Origin of the sequence: Hydrogenovibrio sp. (assembly GCF_049975065.1) — a bacterium.
GTDB lineage: Bacteria > Pseudomonadota > Gammaproteobacteria > Thiomicrospirales > Thiomicrospiraceae > Hydrogenovibrio.
This window is the reverse complement of record NZ_JBNGDN010000015.1, coordinates 11,965-29,230: the sequence shown is the minus strand read 5'-3', so window position 1 is coordinate 29,230 and position 17,266 is coordinate 11,965. Positions and strand designations below refer to the sequence as shown.

Annotated in this window: 12 protein-coding genes; 6 read left to right on the top strand and 6 right to left on the bottom strand. The window is 52.5% G+C overall.

From position 1 onward, the window contains the following. Nucleotides 1-224: 224 nt before the first annotated feature. Together ACP5D0_RS03650 and ACP5D0_RS03645 are read left to right on the top strand one after the other, a co-directional pair. Nucleotides 225-1,100: an SMP-30/gluconolactonase/LRE family protein gene (locus ACP5D0_RS03650; RefSeq protein ID WP_472364221.1), complete on the top strand. Its 876-nt coding sequence runs from the start codon at nt 225-227 to the stop codon at nt 1,098-1,100. A 209-nt stretch (nt 1,101-1,309) separates the two neighbouring features. Then, a complete protein-coding gene (locus ACP5D0_RS03645) occupies nt 1,310-4,138 on the top strand; it encodes a sensor domain-containing protein (protein WP_472364220.1) in 2,829 nt (942 codons plus the stop codon). 136 nt (nt 4,139-4,274) lie between these two features. Here the strand turns inward: ACP5D0_RS03645 and ACP5D0_RS03640 are convergent, their stop codons facing one another. Together ACP5D0_RS03640 and ACP5D0_RS03635 are read right to left on the bottom strand one after the other, a co-directional pair. After that, nucleotides 4,275-5,390 (bottom strand): MBL fold metallo-hydrolase, encoded by a 1,116-nt coding sequence (locus ACP5D0_RS03640; RefSeq protein WP_472364219.1) that lies wholly within the window; start codon nt 5,388-5,390, stop codon nt 4,275-4,277. A gap of 120 nt (nt 5,391-5,510) precedes the next feature. Further along, nucleotides 5,511-6,614: an AI-2E family transporter gene (locus ACP5D0_RS03635; protein ID WP_472364218.1), complete on the bottom strand. Its 1,104-nt coding sequence runs from the start codon at nt 6,612-6,614 to the stop codon at nt 5,511-5,513. A 45-nt stretch (nt 6,615-6,659) separates the two neighbouring features. Between ACP5D0_RS03635 and ppnN the strand changes: the two genes are divergently transcribed. Beyond that, nucleotides 6,660-8,036 carry a nucleotide 5'-monophosphate nucleosidase PpnN gene (ppnN, locus tag ACP5D0_RS03630; protein WP_472364217.1) on the top strand — a complete coding sequence of 459 codons (1,377 nt, stop codon included), beginning with the start codon at nt 6,660-6,662 and terminating at the stop codon, nt 8,034-8,036. 68 nt (nt 8,037-8,104) lie between these two features. Continuing rightward, the gene (locus ACP5D0_RS03625; RefSeq protein ID WP_472364216.1) at nt 8,105-9,316 is read left to right on the top strand and encodes a DEAD/DEAH box helicase; all 1,212 of its coding nucleotides are present in this window, start codon (nt 8,105-8,107) and stop codon (nt 9,314-9,316) included. A gap of 117 nt (nt 9,317-9,433) precedes the next feature. Here the strand turns inward: ACP5D0_RS03625 and ACP5D0_RS03620 are convergent, their stop codons facing one another. From ACP5D0_RS03620 to ACP5D0_RS03605, 4 genes are all read right to left on the bottom strand, one after another. Continuing rightward, the gene (locus tag ACP5D0_RS03620) at nt 9,434-10,222 is read right to left on the bottom strand and encodes an EI24 domain-containing protein (protein WP_472364215.1); all 789 of its coding nucleotides are present in this window, start codon (nt 10,220-10,222) and stop codon (nt 9,434-9,436) included. After that, on the bottom strand, nt 10,222-11,589 hold the full coding sequence (locus ACP5D0_RS03615; RefSeq protein WP_472364214.1) for an NAD-dependent succinate-semialdehyde dehydrogenase: 1,368 nt from the start codon (nt 11,587-11,589) through the stop codon (nt 10,222-10,224). The genes ACP5D0_RS03620 and ACP5D0_RS03615 overlap by 1 nt, the downstream gene beginning before the upstream one ends. A gap of 109 nt (nt 11,590-11,698) precedes the next feature. Continuing rightward, on the bottom strand, nt 11,699-12,898 hold the full coding sequence (locus ACP5D0_RS03610) for an EAL and HDOD domain-containing protein (protein ID WP_472364213.1): 1,200 nt from the start codon (nt 12,896-12,898) through the stop codon (nt 11,699-11,701). Nucleotides 12,899-13,058: 160 nt separating this feature from the next. After that, complete coding sequence (locus tag ACP5D0_RS03605; RefSeq protein ID WP_472364212.1) at nt 13,059-14,393, bottom strand: dihydroorotase; 1,335 nt, start codon at nt 14,391-14,393, stop codon at nt 13,059-13,061. 241 nt (nt 14,394-14,634) lie between these two features. Here ACP5D0_RS03605 and yidD point away from each other — a divergent pair, with 241 nt between their 5' ends. Together yidD and ppk1 are read left to right on the top strand one after the other, a co-directional pair. Continuing rightward, on the top strand, nt 14,635-14,943 hold the full coding sequence (gene yidD, locus ACP5D0_RS03600; protein ID WP_472364211.1) for a membrane protein insertion efficiency factor YidD: 309 nt from the start codon (nt 14,635-14,637) through the stop codon (nt 14,941-14,943). Nucleotides 14,944-15,039: 96 nt separating this feature from the next. Next, nucleotides 15,040-17,160, top strand: coding sequence for a polyphosphate kinase 1 (gene ppk1, locus ACP5D0_RS03595; RefSeq protein WP_472364210.1), 2,121 nt, complete (start codon nt 15,040-15,042; stop codon nt 17,158-17,160). Nucleotides 17,161-17,266: the final 106 nt, after the last annotated feature.

Sequence of the window (17,266 nt, the reverse complement as noted above, 5' to 3'; positions counted from 1 at the left end):
GTCGTGGTCTTGGTGAACGGTGGGTTCGGGTGTGTTGGACATAATGAACGGCCTGATGAATGGATTGCGTCTAACAAGTCTAGCAAAACGTCACAACCAAGTCACTTCGGTGTTTTTGGCCAGGCCTGGCGGTTTGTGTGATTTCATATTCGTTGCATAAAGCTTGAAGGCTTTTTGCTAAAATCAGATTGGCAATGTTTTTTCACTTACGGAAAGGAAACATCATGATATTCAAACACTCCGCCTTACCTTGGTTGTTGGCCTTCGCCCTGCCGTTTTCGGTGCACGCCGATACGATTCACATGAAAGACGTGGGCTTCGCCACACCGGAAGCCATGGAATACGATGCCGACAGCGACACCTATCTGGTCGCCAATATCAACGGCAGTCCGTTTGAAAAAGACGACAACGGTTTTATTTCCAAGCTGTCACCGGACGGCAAAGTGATGGAACTGAAATGGCTGGATGGCACCCGCGACGACATCGCCCTTAACGCGCCGAAAGGCATGGTGGCGCGAGACGGCAAACTCTATGTGGCCGACATCGACCGTTTGCGGGTGTTCGATTTGAAAACTAAAAAACAACTAGACGACATCGTTTTTCCCGGCAGTGGCTTTATTAACGGCGTCAGCACGGCACCGGACGGCGGCTTGTACGTCACCGACAGCGGCATGGCGCCCGGCTTTAAACCGTCCGACACCGAAGCGCTTTATAAGGTCGATACCCGTGGCAAGATCACCCAACTGAAAAGTGGGAAACTCGGTCATCCAAATGGTGTTTACGCGCAGGGCGACACGCTCTGGATGGTCACCCTCGGATCCGGTCAACTGCGCACCATGACGCTGGACGGCACGGAAAAATCGCGCATGACACTCCCCTTCAACCGCTTGGACGGCTTAATTGTGACCAATGACAACCGCCTCATCACCTCCAGCTGGAAAGCCAAAGGGGTTTATGAAATCACCCCAGACGATCATCTGAAATTAATTGTCGGTGAATTGGAGTCTCCGGCGGACTTGGGCTACGACAGCCAACGCAACCGCTTGTTGATTCCGTTATTTCTGAAAGACGAAGCGGTGATCTACTCACTGACACCCTAAACCGCTTCACACCCATAAAATGGTGCAAGCCGTTGTCTGTGGCGTGACACTCTGCAACGGCTGGCAATTTCATTTCAACTAGAAAGTCCTTGGTTTTCAGAGTATAATTGTAAAACTAATTTTTTGATGCCTGAATGCAAGCTGAATGCACCTTGTCATGTGCCAGCTGTCAATCCGGCTGAATGTTACCAAAGGACACTCTGGGCGAAATGACCGAGCGGACGTTCCAAAACCCACCCGATTTTTTTGATCACTTAACGCCCTTACCCGTTGCGGTTGCGGTCGCAGAATTTGACAGCGGCCAAATCGTCTTCGCCAATCCGATGGCCGAATCGCTCTTTGGGCGCTGTCTGGCGGATCTTGAGGGTCAATGCCAGACGATTCTGCACCCGCAGGATCGCCCTAATCCCTTTCATTACCATCAAGAACAACTGCTGAATCATCAGGCCATCCAAGGCATTGAGGACGTCATCGTTACGCCCGATGGACAGTCTCATCCTGTGGAAATCACGGCCAACCTGATAGAAATGGGCGAACACCGCTTGATGCTGGCAGTGTTTATACCGATTGAAAAACGCTTAACAGCCCTCGAAGCGCTCAAACACAAAACCGAAGAATTTGAAGCGCTGTTCGATAATTCCCAGGTCGGCATTATGCTGCTCAAAGGCTATCGTATCTTGCACCAAGCGAACGACCGTCTGGCGGAAATCCTCGGCTACGATTCCGCCGAGGAAATGATCGGCCTGTCGATGGAAGCCCTGCACCTTTCCAAAGAACGCTTCGAGGCTTATGGCAAAGCCAATTACGACACCCTCAGCTATCGCAAAAACCTCCATGTGGACTACGAATTGCGCAAGAAAAACGGCGACACCGTCTGGTGCCGACTCAGCGGCATGGCGCTGGACAAGAAGATTCCCGCCGACTTGACCCAAGGCGTGGTCTGGGTAGTGGATGACATTTCCGACATCAAAGCGGCGGAAACGTCTCTGAACCTGGAGCGCACTTTATTTCAGGACGGCCCCACGGTCATTTTTCGCTGGTGTCCCGAACCCGGCTGGCCGGTGCAATATGTTTCCCCCAATGTGCGCAGTGTGTTTGGTTACGACCCCAACGACTTCCTGCAAGACGGTTTGCTGTTTGCCGACCTCATTCACCCGGACGACCTGAACAGCATTACCGAAGAATTTGAAAGCCATCGACTTAACCAACGCAAACGCTTTGAGCAGTCCTATGAGCTGAAAACCCCCTCCGGTGAATACCGCCGAGTGTACGATTATTCATTGATCGAATACGACGACAACGGCGACGTCCAAGCCATTTACGGCTACCTGATCGACATGACCGATTACCTCAAGGCACAGGAAATTTCCAGCCTGCTGCTGACCAGCACCAATGAAGGCATTTTCGGTCTCGACCAAAATGGACGCACCACTTTTATCAACCCCGCGGCCGCCAAAATGCTCGGCTACGACGAAAAAGAACTCATCGGTCAAAACAACCACCACCTGATTCACCACAGCCACGCCAACGGCGAGACCATTAGCGAACGCGACTGCCAGATGATGCGCCCGATTCGCACCGGCCAGGATGCGCACGTCGCCGATGAAGTCCTATGGCGAAAGGACGGCAGTCATTTCCCAGTGGAATATCGCAGCACGCCCATCAGCCGCAACCAGGAAGTGGTGGGAGCGGTTGTCACCTTTCATGACATTTCGCACCGTCAGGCGCAGGAACAGCGCATTAAATATCTGGCGTTTCACGACGAGCTGACCGGATTGCCCAATCGACGACTGTTCACGGATCGATTGGAAGAAGAACTGAAGCGGGAAAAGCACAGCACCGCCCGCTCGGCGCTGATGATTCTGGACATCGATCACTTTAAGGACATTAACGACACCCAAGGGCATCCGGTGGGCGACGAACTGCTAAAAGCCATTACCCAGCGGATTCGCGGCGTTCTGCACGAAACCGATACCTTTGCGCGTTTGGGCGGCGACGAGTTTGCCGTTTTGATGATGGAAGAAATCAGTGGGTTGGAAGCGGCGCAAATGGCGGAACGTTTATTGAACCTGTTTAAACAGCCATTTCAGGTCTATGATTTCATCATTCCGGTCAGCACCAGCATTGGCATTACCTTCTGCGAACCGGATCACAGCTCGGATGACATTATTTCACAGGCCGACATTGCCCTTTACGAAGCCAAATACAATGGCCGCAACAATTTTGTGTTCTATGAAAGCGAAATGGCCAACAAGGTACGCGCCGATGTGGAAGTGCTCAATGAGCTGAAACACGCCATCGCCGCACAAGCCTTTCAGGTTTACTACCAACCGCAGATCGACACCGCCACGGAAACCGTGATTGGCGTCGAAGCCCTGATTCGTTGGTTTCCAGACAATGAAAACGCCCGCGCCATGAGCTCACCGGCGCGCTTTATCCCCATTGCCGAAGATCGCGGTCTGATGCACGACATTACATTATGGCAAATCGGGCAGCTGGTTCAGGACATCCAACAGTTTCGACAGGCCGGACTGAAAGGCCGCGTTTCCATTAATATTTCCGGCGAACTGCTCAACCACATTGAAAATCTGGTTGAGTTGCTGGAGGTGATCGAACACAGCGACTTGCGCTTTGACGAGCTGGAATTCGAAATCACCGAAACCGCCTACGCCCTGCTCACGCCATCCGAAATCGCGGTATTGGAAGAAGTACGGGAACAAGGACTGGAACTGGGCATAGACGACTTCGGCACCGGCTATTCATCACTGGTGTCCTTGCGCCAGTACCCCTCTACGCATCTGAAAATCGACAAGGCGTTTATTGACGAAGTGGACACAAATGAAGACGACCGCGCCATCGTCTCGGCCACCATTTCCATGGCACACGGACTCGGCAAGCGCGTGGTGGCGGAAGGCGTGGAAACCTTGGCACAGCTCGAAAGGCTGCGCCAGTTCAAGTGCGACATTATTCAAGGCTTTTACTACGCCAAACCCATGCCGTTGCAAGCGGTGTGCGCGTTTATTCAAGAACGCTCATAACAAACCGCTCACGCCTTTTTACCAGGCCTGGGCATTTCGCCAGACCGGGTGCAATGCCCAGGCCTGGCGAAAACACGGAGACCGGTTTGATTGAATTACGATTGATCAACTTACGATTGATCAACTCAAGGTCGGCTTAAAAATCACCGCCGGTGATTTCAAAATAAATGCGGCGCGCGTTGTTTTTCGCCGCCTGATCAAACACCGGACGCGCTTCATACATCGACTGATCAATGTTTTCCGCCGCTTCCTGGTCGCCGCCGCTATCCGCCACCTTTTTCACTTCTTGCTGCACATAGCGGAAGTAATCATAGGTTTGCTTTTTAATGGTCGCCATATCGGTCGGGGTGCCATGACCGGGAATGACATGCACGTCCGACGGGATTTTCGCCATCATATTCTCAAACGATTTGGTCCACTCAAAACTGTTGGTATAAGCAAACATCACCGGCATCCGCTCGTTAAAGCCGAGATCACCGGTCATCAGCACTTTGCGGCTGGGAATATACACACTGGTGGACGCCGGTGTGTGCCCCGGACCGAAATCCATCAGAATGAATTTCTCTCCGCCGCCGACATCCACGCTCATTTCACCGTTGAAGGTGGTGAACTTATCCGACACATTGCGCGCCATAAAGGTGATCTGATTCCCGACACGCAACGCCCATTCCGCCTTGATGGCGTCAAACGCCTGATCGAACTGTTCATTGGCCAACTCGCTGGAATAGAGATGCTTGACTCCAATATCCCACCAGTAGCTGGCCCCCAGATAAGCGTGCCCCTGATTATTTTCCACCGCCACCCATTTCACCGGTTTGTCGGTAATGCGCTTAATCTGCTGGTGCACACTGTAGGCAATCGCCGGATTGGCACCGGCGTTAAACACAAACACACCGTCTTCGAAAATCACAAAGGAAATATTATTATTCAACCCAAAGTTGGACGGATTGTGCCAGATCTGGCTGCCGACAATGGTGTAAACGCCATCGGTCACTTTCACCGCTTTCGGCAAGGGAAGTTCGGCACCGATGTAGCCGGCTTTTTTCTCGGTGGCCTGAACATCTTTCACATAGGCCTGCGCCGCTGAGGCAGGCACTTCAGCATTGCCCATTTCCTTCGCCCAGGTTTCAAAACCCGCCGTATAAGGGTCTTCAATCGTATTTGACCAGGCCTGGGGGGCATAAGCCTGCAAGCCAATCACCAGTGCCATCGCCGTCAATTGAAACCCTTTTGCCGTTTGATGTTTTTTCATGCCGTCTCCTTTTCTCTGTCAATGCCTCTTTGAAGGGACTCTTTCGTGTGATCTTTTTTATGTTAACACTCACGGCAGCGTCACAGTATTGATGTTTTTAATCCACCCCAAAAGCAGGCCTCAGCTTCGATCCAGTAAATCGGAATTTTTATGAGCGTACACATCAAAAATGGTAATCGCCATCGCCGCCATCACCGGTCCGAAAAACAAGCCGATCATGCCGAAATGAATCAACCCGGCAAAGGTGGACAAGACCGTAATCAAGGTGTGATTCGCCACCGACAGGTCGTCTGCATTACTGCCAATGGAGCGGGCGATTTTCTGAATCAGCATCGGGCGCACAATATTGTCGATCAGAAAACCATTCACAAACGCCCCAAAAAACACCACCAGTCCGACACCGACATATTGCCCCTGTACTAGCAACACCAGTGACAACGGAATCCACACCAGCGCCGCGCCCACAATTGGAATAAAGGAGGTAATCGCAATCGCCATACCGATAAACAGCCCCGGCAAGCCCAAGCCCCAAGACAGCAGTGCAAACACCAGGCCTTGCATCAGCGCAATGCCCAACACCGACAACAACAAAATGGTCGATAAATTGGCAAATCGGTTCATAATCATGCTGTCGTAAAAATTCTCCAGCGGCGACAGAATTTTCAAATGTTCCGCAATGCGATGGCCGTCACGATAGAAGAAAAACAACGCAAACACCGCCAGAAGCACAAAGGTCAGAAACGAGGTGGTGCTGCCGAAAACCCCACTGATCAAATACACAATGGTATCCTGAGCAAACTTGATAATTTTGCCGGAATTTTCCCGTATTTGCTGCAACAGCTGCACCTGAGTGTCTTCCGGGATGGGAATTAGACTCACCAGCTCTTGGTTTAGAACAGCAAAACTCTCGGGTGTCTGCTGCGACAGCCATTGCTGCGCCTGACCAAAAATCTGACCCACCTGCAAACCGACTTCCAGCAGCAAGTAAGTCACCGGCACAATCACCGTCAAAAACACCAAGGTGCTCATCACCCCCGCCGCCAGCGTTTCCGACTGCTTGACTTTCGGCAACATCTTCTCATACAGTGTGAAGGTGGCGGTGGCCAATATCATCGCAAACAGCAGCGCCTCCAGAAACGGTGAAAACAGCCATAACAGTCCGACAATCGCCGTCACCAGCAACAGCATTAAAAAACCTTCCTCGTAAGGGGCGTTAGAGCGCATAATATCCACCTGATTAAATGAACCGACAAAGTACGCTAATCTACCATGAATAATATTCTCAAAAAAGTATTAATTCGCCCAGCCGGTGCGTTGCAGATTCTCTCCTACAAGGAAGCGCAACAGCTGTGTGACCAAACCGAAGCCGGACTGAACGAAGTCTTCCGCCGCTGCAGCCTTGCGGTGCTGAACACCGGCACCAAGGAAGACAACAGCTTGGCACTGCTGGAAGCGCACCCCGACTTTCAGATACAGGTGCACATCAAAGGCCGTGGCTTGCAGATCGAAATCGACAATGCGCCGGAAAACGCCTTTGTCAACGGCGAAATGATTGCCGGTCTACAGGAGCACCTCAGCGCGGTCATCCGCGATCTGATTTATGCCCAGAACGAAATCATCGACAGCCAGGAATTCGACCTCTGCACTTCCTTCGGCATCACCAATGCCATTTTTCACATCGCCCGCAATGCCAATCTAATGAAAACCGATCTCGACCCCAACACGGTTATCTGCTGGGGCGGCCACTCGATTCCATTGGAAGAGTACAAATACACCAAACAGATTGGCTACCATCTTGGGCTGCGCCGCCTAGACATCTGCACCGGCTGCGGGCCTGGGGCGATGAAAGGCCCGATGAAAGGGGCGGTGCTGGGGCACGGCAAACAACGCTACCGGTGCGGACGCTTTATCGGCCTGACCGAACCGGGCATTATCGCCGCCGAAGCGCCCAACGCCATTGTCACCGAACTGGCGATTCTGCCCGACATCGAAAAACGACTCGAAGCCTTTATGCGACTTGGGCACGGCATTATTGTCTTTCCGGGCGGCGCGGGCACCATGGAAGAAATCCTGTATTTACTGAGCGTGCTGCTGCACCCGCAAAACAACAACATCCCCTTTCCGGTGGTGCTCACCGGCCCCGAATCCGGTCGCGCCTATTTCGAGGCGGTGATCGACTTTGTCGATCAGGCACTGGGCAAGGAAGCGGTGCGCAAACTCAATGTGCTGATTAACAAACCGGAAGAAGTCGCCGACTTTATCGAAGACGGCATTGCCGACGTTAAAGCCTTCCGCAAAGCCACCAGCGATGCTTACTACTTTAACTGGAACCTGCACATTCCGTATGAGTTGCAACAACCCTTTGTGCCCACGCACGACAACATTGCCGCGCTCAACCTGCACCAAGACCAACCTGCGCACCAACTGGCCGGACAACTGCGCAATGTGTTTTCCGCCATTGTCGCGGGCAACGTGAAAAGCGACGGCATTGCTCAGATTGAACAGCACGGCCCGTTTCAGGTTCATGGCGACCCGGAAATCATGAAGCGCATGGACACACTGCTGAAATCCTTTGTCGCCCAACGGCGCATGAAATTGGGCACCGAGCACTATGAGCCTTGCTATAATATCGTGCAATCCGGCTGACAAGACGCCACCACTCCAAACCGCCAGGCCTGGCAAAACATGGCCGGCCTCTCAGAAGAGCCAACCGCATGACTTTTGAAGCACTCGACCTAGACCCCGCCTTATTACGCGCCATTGAAGAACAGCACTACCACAAGCCCACGCCCATTCAAGCCGAAGCGATACCGGAAATGCTGCTGTGCAAGGATGTTCTGGCCGGTGCCGCCACCGGCACCGGTAAAACCGCCGCCTTTGTGCTGCCGGCGTTGCAGTTCTTACTGGACACCCCCAAACCCAGCCGTCATCCGCGCGTGCTGATACTCGCGCCTACCCGCGAGCTGGCTTTCCAAATACACAAAGTCGTCAAACAACTCGGCACCCACACCGACTTTAAATCCAATATCGTCACCGGTGGTTTTGCGGCCGACAAACAACTGGGGTTACTGCAATCTCACATGGACATACTGGTCGCCACCCCCGGTCGCTTGCTCAATATCATGACCCGAGAATTCATTGATTTGTCGGATGTGGAGCTGCTGATTATCGACGAAGCCGACCGCATGCTGGATATGGGACAAGGCCCCGACGTGCTGGCGCTGATCGAAGCCATTCCCGGCGACTTTCAAGCCGCCTGTTTTTCCGCCACCCTCGGCGGCGCAGGCCTGGCAAAATTCGCCGAAGACATACTCGACGACCCCACCGTGATTCAAATCGACGCTCCCAATCAGCAATCCGAACAGATCCAACAGTTTACCTATCTGGCGAACGACAAAGCGCATAAACAAGCGCTGCTAAAAGCCCTGCTGCTGGATGAAAGCTGCCAGAGCGCCATTGTCTTCTGCAACAAAAAAGAACGCGCCATTGAAGTGGACGCCTGGCTGCAAGCCGAAGGCGTGTCCAGCACCGTTCTGCACGGCGACTTCATTCAAGCCAAACGCATGGAAAAAACGCAGAAATTCAAACAAGGCAAAATCAAGGTACTGGTGGCCACCGATGTGGCGGCACGCGGCTTGGACATGCTGCATGTCACCCACGTCATCAACTACGACATCCCTTATCGCGGCGACACCTACATTCACCGCATTGGCCGCACCGGACGCGCCCAACAGGTCGGCATCGCCATCAATCTGGTGGAACGCCACGATTTGGCGCATTTGCAGCGCATTGAATACCACACCCAGCAAAGCATTCCGCTGGCTAAGATCACCGGACTGGAACCCAGCTTCAAGCTCAAAGAGGCGTTAAACAAACCGAAAAAGAAAAAGAAAAAAGACGTTAAAACGAAGAAAAAGAAAAAATGACTCCCGACCAGGCCTGGTAAAAACAGACCCACCGACTGGTCACCTCCAAAAGCCGTTCGGCTTTTCCCACAAGGTGACAACCCTTCTGGCCAGGCCTGGCCAGAGAAGGATTCATCCTTAATCGATCATGGTATCCGCGTCACCTTTCGAACCGGGTTCCAACGACAGCTTGTCAAAATAATAATGCGACAGTGCAATCACCGCCAATACCGGCGCGAAGAAGCTGATAATCGGAAAGACACTCAAGGCATAGAAGACGCCAACCGCCAAGGTGGGCGACCAGTTAGTCACCGGCTTTAAACGCTCGAACACCGGCTCCGGCAAAATCACCTGCCCCACATCCAGCACAATGGCATAGCGGAAAAACAAAAAACCGATTAACCAGAACCACAACACATTAATCAGCGGAATAAACAGCAGCGGCAAGGTGACAATCAGCAGCAGCAAAATCAGCAGCCCAAAGCCCAGCAGCTTCCAGATCATGCCCATCATGGTACCGTGCCCGTGATAGTCGGTGTGCGGATAATGCTTGTCGTGCACCGCCTTCACCAAGGAGTCGGTCATAAAGCCGGTGATAATCATCGCAAACAGCAACACCAAATAACTGCCCAGTACGATGCCCAGCAACCCAGCAATGACCGCCACGGCAAACCCCAAGAACCACAGAATCAGGCCGCCGACCAGCGGTATCGCCCCAATGGTATTTTCCGCCTGCGCCTGCCATTGCTCGAAATTCTGCACAAAAGGACTTTCGGTAATAAAGTCGCTGGTCAGCAACACCCCAAAAAACCCGTAACCCAGCAAGGACACCAGCACCAGCCCGGCAGCAAATGGAATGAACAATCGAATTAAAATGGCGGGTTCTTTCAAATCCACCAGTGTTTTCCAAACCAGATTCATTGCCATTATTTAATCCAGATGCTTTTGATATTGGTGAATTCACGAATGCCCTGCGCCGACAGCTCACGGCCATAACCGGAATGCTTCACGCCGCCAAACGGCATTCTGGGATCGGAAAAGGTCATGCTGTTAATAAAGGTCGCGCCCGACTCCATGCCGCGCGCCATGGTTTCCGCCGTAGCGGAATCATCCGACCAGATGGAACCGCCCAAACCAAAGTTGGTGGCATTCGCCAAACCGAGAGCATGTGCCGGTTCGCTGGCTTTGAGCACAATGGCGACCGGACCGAAAAACTCCTCGTGAAACGCCGGCATGGCACTGGTGACGTCGGTGAGAATGGTCGGTGCGTAATAACAGCCTTCGCGCTGCAACTGATAGCCGCCGGTCACCAGCGTGGCGCCAAGTTCGACCGATTTCGTCACCTGCTGATGCAGTTCATCCAGCAAGTCCTGACGCGCCATCGGTGCCAGAGTGGTGTCTGCCGCCATGGGATCGCCCGCCGCAAAGCTCGATTCCACTGCCGCTTTAAAACGCGCCAGAAAATCGTCGTAGACGCCGGAATCGACAATAAAACGTTTCGCGGCAATGCAGCTTTGCCCCATATTCTGAAAACGACCGCTCACGGCACTGTCAACCGCCGCTTGAATATTGGCATTGTCGAGGACAATATAGGCATCGGAACCGCCCAATTCCAGCACGGATTTTTTCAACTCTTCGCCAGCGACACTGGCCACTTTGCGCCCCGCCGGTTCGCTGCCGGTGAGAGAAACCGCTTTCACCGCCGGGTGACGAATCACCGATTCCACCTTATCGGAACCGATCATCAGAGTGGTGAAAACGCCGTCGGGATAACCGGCTTTGCGAAAGACTTCCTCAATCGCCAGCGCACACTGCGGCACATTGGAAGCGTGTTTCAACAGACCGATATTACCGGCGGTCACCGTCGGCACCGCAAAACGCATCGCCTGCCAGAAGGGATAATTCCAGGGCATGACCCCCAGCACCACCCCCAACGGCAAGTAAGCCACAAAACTCTTGCTGGCATCGGTTTCAATGATTTCGTCGGCGAGAAACCGCTCGGCATTGTCGGCGTAGTAGTCACACAACCAGGCGCATTTTTCGATTTCCGCCACGGCTTCGACATAACGTTTCCCCATTTCAAGCGTAATCAGCTCCGCCAGCATCGCTTTGTCATCCAACAAGACATCGCCTAAACGTTTCAGCAGTGCCACACGATCCGCCAATGGGGTCCGTTTCGACCAGTCGGCAAACCCGTAACCGGCCTGAGTCACCACCTCATCCAGCGTGGCCTGATCCCAGGTTTCAAATTCGGCTAATGACTCGTTCGTTGCGGGATTAATTGATTGCATCATCCTGTCCGTCCTTATGATTGGTTGAGTGGTTCGGCTACCCTGCCCAGAGGCGATTCATCCTCAGGGCATTTGAGCAGAATAGTGGGGAATTGAGCGATTTCCGCTGTTGTTATTGACGCAAGGCCTGTTGTGCCCAAGCCGAGGCGTTTAACATCAACTGCCCAAGGTCGGCAATGTTCATTTCGCCATAACTCAAATCGCCGAGTGAGTCGCCCGCTTTTTCCAGCTGTTTCAGACAGCTCAAGGCCTCACCCATCGGGCCGCGTTCGTGAACAAGCGCTTCTTTCACCTCGTCACCGAGTGGCATTTCCGCCACAATTTCATCAATCGGTGCGCGGAAAAACGCCCCCAGATTGGAAAAAAGCCCCACCAGAAAGAAGCTGTCTTTCTGGGCACCGCGCCCCGTCTGCTCCGCCAGTTTTTCACAAAAACGCGCCCGCATCAGCGAGGTGGTCAGCAACTCCTGGGGCGCATCTTCCAAATCGCCCAGCATCATCATGTTCACCCAAAACTTCAGCCGTTTCAACCCCATGTATCGTAACGCATCACCGACCGACTCCACCTCGATGGGAATCATGGTCGTCGGATTGTTCACCGCCACCAACAATTTATGCGTCAAGGCGACGTCCTGACTCAAAATATCCGACAATTCATCAAACTGGGTTTTCGGGTCATTGATTTTGGAAATCAGCTGCAGCAGCGTCAGTTTATTACCGGCCAGTTTCTGCCCGTTCATCACCACCGGATTGGTGAAAAAATACCCCAGAAAATAATCAAAACCGATGCGTTTGAGATAGTGGAACATTTCTTCGGTTTCCACCCGCTCGGCAATCACCTTCACGCCTTTGTCATGCAGTTCCTGCACCATGGTTTTCATTTTGATTTCGGAATGGGCTTCATTGTCAATTTTGACAAAGTCGCTGATGGTCGCCAGCTTCAAACTGGACTCGTCGTCGATGAAATTATCCAGTGCAATGCTCGTCCCTTCGGTTTTCAACGCCTTCAGGCTTTTGAGAATCTCAACGTCTTTATTGACGTTATTGGGGATTTCCAGCACCAAATCACCGCTTTTTTCAAAAGTCGGCATTTTGGCATTCGCAATCAACTCGCGCGGCAACTGCATCATCGCAACGTGGGAACCGACAATGGATTGAAAGCCGATTTCCGCTTCCGTTTTTTGCAACAACTGCTCAGTGGCTTCAATGGTGGCTTGATTCGGGTTCAGTCCTTGATGAAACTGCAACTCGTAAGCAAACACCTTCATTTGACGATCCAAAATGGGTTGACGACCGATAAAAACGTCTGACATAGTGCTTTCCTATTTACCTGCTTTCTTACTGTTGAAAGGTGGTCTGGCTACGTTTTGTTACTCAAACACTTTACCTGTGCCCGCTTTGGAACGCAAGCGTAAAAGCCAACTTGCAAAAATGAGGGCTTTTACCAGGCCTGGCAAAATCGGTGTGGTTGGCTTAGCGCGTAAACCGCAACCGGTGTCCGGGGGTAAAGTTGGCAAACTGCCCTTCATGGTACTTGAGCAAACCGTTCACGATCGTGCTGGTGACACTGGACTTGAATTCGTGGCCTTCCCAAGGCGACCAACCACATTGATACAAATTGTTTTCGCGCGTGTCGGTATGCGGGCGGTTCATGTCTACCAACACTAAATCGGCGGCATAGCCTTCGCGGATAAAGCCGCGTTTTTCAATCTGGTAACGAATGGCGACATTGTGCGCGGTTTTCTGCACCACAGTTTCGAGATCAAACACTCCGTCGTGCACCATGTCCAGCAACGCCGTCAACGATTGCTGCACCTGCGGCAAACCGGCCGGCGCGCTGAAATAAGAATCACTTTGCTTTTCTTCCCAGGTGTGCGGCGCATGGTCGGTGGCAATAATGTCAATCCGCCCGTCTTTCACTGCCTGACGAATGGCGTCACGATCGGAGTGTTGTTTAATGGCCGGATTGCATTTGATCAAACTGCCTTTTTCCGCGTAATCGTCGGCGGTAAACCACAAGTGATGCACACAGGCCTCAGCGGTGATTTTTTTACCTTCGACCGGCCCGGGTTCGAACAACGCCATTTCCTCGGCGGTGGTCAAATGCAGAATGTGCAAGTCGGCACCGGTTTTCTTTGCCAAGTCCACCGCAAACGACGACGACTTGTAACAGGCTTCCCGGCAACGAATGTCTGGATGATACTGCATGGGAATGGCCTCACCGTATTTTTCACGATACAGCGCTTCCTGCGCTTTAATCATCGGTGTGTCTTCACAGTGGGTGGTAATCAAAGTCGGACTGTGGGTAAAAATATCGGTCAACGCCTGCTCACGATCCACCAGCATATTTCCGGTGGACGCCCCCATAAAAATCTTCACCCCGCAGGTGGCGTTCGGGTCTAAAGCTTTGACTTCTTCAATGTTATCGTTGGTGGCACCGAGGTAGAAGGAATGATTGGCCCAGGCGGTTTTCGATGCCAATTCGTATTTGGCTTCCAGATTCGCCAAGGTCGTGGTGGTGGGGTTGACGTTTGGCATGTCCATAAAACTGGTGGTGCCACCAGCCACCGCCGCTTTCGACTCGGTGGCAATCGACCCTTTGGCGGGAAAACCCGGGTCGCGGAAATGCACCTGATCGTCAATCATCCCCGGCAAAAGATACTGACCTGCGGCGTCCAGTGTGCGATCGGCCTTGATCGAAATCTGCGGCGAAATCTGCGCGATGACACCGTCCTTTACCAAGACATCGGCCTCGAAAATCCGACCTTCGTTCACCACCTTGGCCTGAGTAATCAATAAACTTTTCATACACTCACTCGTTCACTTTTTGGATAAGATGGCGTCATTCTAAACCCATCCTCCAATAACCGTCTAATAAAAAACGAAAAAATCCGATGGCCAATCCTTCCGGAAATCCATTATGTGATACAGTAACATAAGGTTGACTTGGTTGGCATTTTGATTGCCATCCAGGTGAGCGCCCTGATAAGCCCGACACCGATGAACCCGACACTGTGAAGACTGGATTGACTTGACGATGAACTCTCTGATGACCTCTCTGACGACCCTTCTCAAATGGCTGGTGATTCTGCCGATTCGCTTTTACCAATGGTTTATCAGCCCCTTACTGGGGCCACGATGCCGATTTTATCCGAGTTGTTCACATTATACCGTGGAAGCCGTGCAGACCCATGGCGTCCTGCGTGGACTCTGGCTGGGCATTAAGCGTGTCGTCAAATGCCATCCCGGCCATCCCGGCGGCGTGGATCCGGTTCCGCCTTGCGGCTGCCACAGTCAAACACCGCCTGAAGCCGACAAAGCGCTCCAAACCCCTCAAACGAAAAACGATGGCAAGTAACCCCCCCGAATATTTCATCCATTCGTCATTTTCCTGCCGTAAAATATTCGAATGCTCAAAAGCACATATTTATTTCACGCTTGAACTGAGGACGCCATGGAAACCGAACCGACCATTGAAACGATTGACACCCCCTATTTCAACCAGGAAAGAAGCCTGTTGGAATTTAACCGTCGCGTACTGGCGCAAGCCAAAAACCCAGACATTCCGCTATTGGAACGCCTAAAGTTTCTGTGCATTTCCAGTAGCAATATGGATGAATTCTTTGAAGTTCGTCTGGCGAGTCTCTATGAAATCAGCAAAGATCCCGCAGCGCGCACCCAACCGGATAATCGAACACCGCAAGATGCCATTGAAATGTTATCGGAAGTGGCGCACGATCTGGTGCAGGATCAATACCACACCCTGAACAACATTCTGATCCCCGATCTGGAAAAAGAGAACATCCGTTTTTTGCGTCGCACCCATTGGACGGAGCAACAGAAAGAGTGGATTCGCAACTATTTTATTCAATCGCTGCAACCGGTCATGAGCCCAATGGGGCTGGATCCGTCCCACCCGTTTCCGCGTTTGCTGAACAAAAGTTTGAACTTTATCGTCTCACTGGAGGGCAAAGACGCCTTCGGTCGCTCCAATGGCCTGGCGATTGTACAGGTACCGCGATCTCTGCCGCGCATTATCAAACTGCCGCCGGAAGCCACGGACGGCACCAACGATTTTGTGTTTCTGTCTTCCATTCTGCACTCCAATGTGTCCAACCTGTTTCCCGGCATGACCGTCACTGGCTGCCATCAATTCCGCGTCACCCGCAACACCAATCTGTTTATCGACGAGGAAGAAGTGGACGATATTATGAGTGCGCTGCAAGGCGAGCTCACCAGCCGTCAGTACGGCGGTGCCATTCGCCTGGAAGTGTCGGATCAATGCCCGAAACACATGTACGAATATTTGATGGATCGTTTCAATCTCAACCAAGAACAGCTCTACCAGGTCAGCGGCCCGGTCAACCTGCACCGTTTGAACGCCGTGCCAGACCTGGCAAAACGTCCCGACTTGCTGTTCGCCCCTTATTCGCAAAAGCAGCTCACCCTCAAAGAAGCCAAACAAGGCAGTTTCAAACTCTTTACCCGTGAAAAGGCACCGCTGACGCTGTTTGACCAGATTCAAAAGCGTGACATTTTATTGCACCACCCTTACGACTCCTTCACACCGGTCATCGAATTCCTGCAGCAGGCCGCCAAAGACCCCAACGTACTGGCGATTCGCATGACGCTTTACCGCACCGGTGAAAAATCGGCGATTATCGACGCCTTGGAAAAAGCCGCCAAAAACGGTAAAGAAGTCACCGCGGTGGTCGAGTTGCGCGCCCGTTTTGATGAGGACAACAATATTATTCAGGCCAATCGCCTGCAAGACGCCGGGGTCAATGTGGTTTACGGCGTAGTGGGTTATAAAACCCACGCCAAGATGATTCTGGTGGTGCGTCGTGAAGGCGAAAAACTGCGCCATTATGTCCATCTGGGCACCGGCAACTACCACCACATTACCACCCGTTTCTACAGCGACTTCGGGCTTTTTTCCGCCAATCCGGCCATGGGCATGGACGTCTCCAAGATTTTCCAGCAGCTCACCAGTCTGGGCGACACCAAAAATCTGCAAGTATTGCTGCAATCGCCCTTTACCCTGCAGTCCGGCATGATTGAACGCATTGAACGCGAAGCGCAGAATGCCCGCCAAGGCAAACCAGCACGCATTATCGCCAAGATGAACGGGCTTCAGGAACAGACCATGATTGACACCCTCTATCTGGCGTCTCAGGCCGGGGTTCAAATTGACCTGATTGTGCGAGGCATCTGCAGCCTGAGACCCGGTATTCCGGGACTATCCGACAACATCACCGTCACCAGCATTATCGGGCGTTTTCTGGAGCACCATCGCGTTTACTACTTTGAAAACCACGGTGGCGAGCCGGAGCTCTTCTGCTCCAGTGCCGACTGGATGCGCCGCAACCTGTGTTCGCGGGTCGAGACCTGTTTCCCGATTCTGGATAAAAAACACTTCCAAAAAGTCTACACCGAAGGGTTGGGGATTTACCTGAACGACAACACCGGCGCCTGGCAGCTTCAGCCGGACGGCCATTATATCCCCAAATTCCCTGCCGAAGGCGAAGAGCCTTTCAATGCGCAAAACTGGCTAATCGAACGCTACTCCAGCTGATTGCCTCGGGGCACATGCCGCCGCTCAACGGCGGCATGGTCAACCCAGCCGTTTTCATTGCCATCACTTTCTGACAGAAAGCCGTTTTTCATTTCAGTCAAATCGG

What these genes read in the sequence shown, in the direction of transcription:
- yidD (WP_472364211.1), top strand. Translation starts at nt 14,635, where the DNA reads ATGACCTCTCTGACGACCCTTCTCAAATGGCTGGTGATTCTGCCGATT.
- ACP5D0_RS03625 (WP_472364216.1), top strand. Translation starts at nt 8,105, where the DNA reads ATGACTTTTGAAGCACTCGACCTAGACCCCGCCTTATTACGCGCCATT.
- ACP5D0_RS03650 (WP_472364221.1), top strand. Translation starts at nt 225, where the DNA reads ATGATATTCAAACACTCCGCCTTACCTTGGTTGTTGGCCTTCGCCCTG.
- ACP5D0_RS03610 (WP_472364213.1), bottom strand. Translation starts at nt 12,898, where the DNA reads ATGTCAGACGTTTTTATCGGTCGTCAACCCATTTTGGATCGTCAAATG.
- ACP5D0_RS03620 (WP_472364215.1), bottom strand. Translation starts at nt 10,222, where the DNA reads ATGGCAATGAATCTGGTTTGGAAAACACTGGTGGATTTGAAAGAACCC.
- ACP5D0_RS03640 (WP_472364219.1), bottom strand. Translation starts at nt 5,390, where the DNA reads ATGAAAAAACATCAAACGGCAAAAGGGTTTCAATTGACGGCGATGGCA.
- ppk1 (WP_472364210.1), top strand. Translation starts at nt 15,040, where the DNA reads ATGGAAACCGAACCGACCATTGAAACGATTGACACCCCCTATTTCAAC.
- ACP5D0_RS03635 (WP_472364218.1), bottom strand. Translation starts at nt 6,614, where the DNA reads ATGCGCTCTAACGCCCCTTACGAGGAAGGTTTTTTAATGCTGTTGCTG.
- ACP5D0_RS03615 (WP_472364214.1), bottom strand. Translation starts at nt 11,589, where the DNA reads ATGATGCAATCAATTAATCCCGCAACGAACGAGTCATTAGCCGAATTT.
- ACP5D0_RS03645 (WP_472364220.1), top strand. Translation starts at nt 1,310, where the DNA reads ATGACCGAGCGGACGTTCCAAAACCCACCCGATTTTTTTGATCACTTA.
- ppnN (WP_472364217.1), top strand. Translation starts at nt 6,660, where the DNA reads ATGAATAATATTCTCAAAAAAGTATTAATTCGCCCAGCCGGTGCGTTG.
- ACP5D0_RS03605 (WP_472364212.1), bottom strand. Translation starts at nt 14,393, where the DNA reads ATGAAAAGTTTATTGATTACTCAGGCCAAGGTGGTGAACGAAGGTCGG.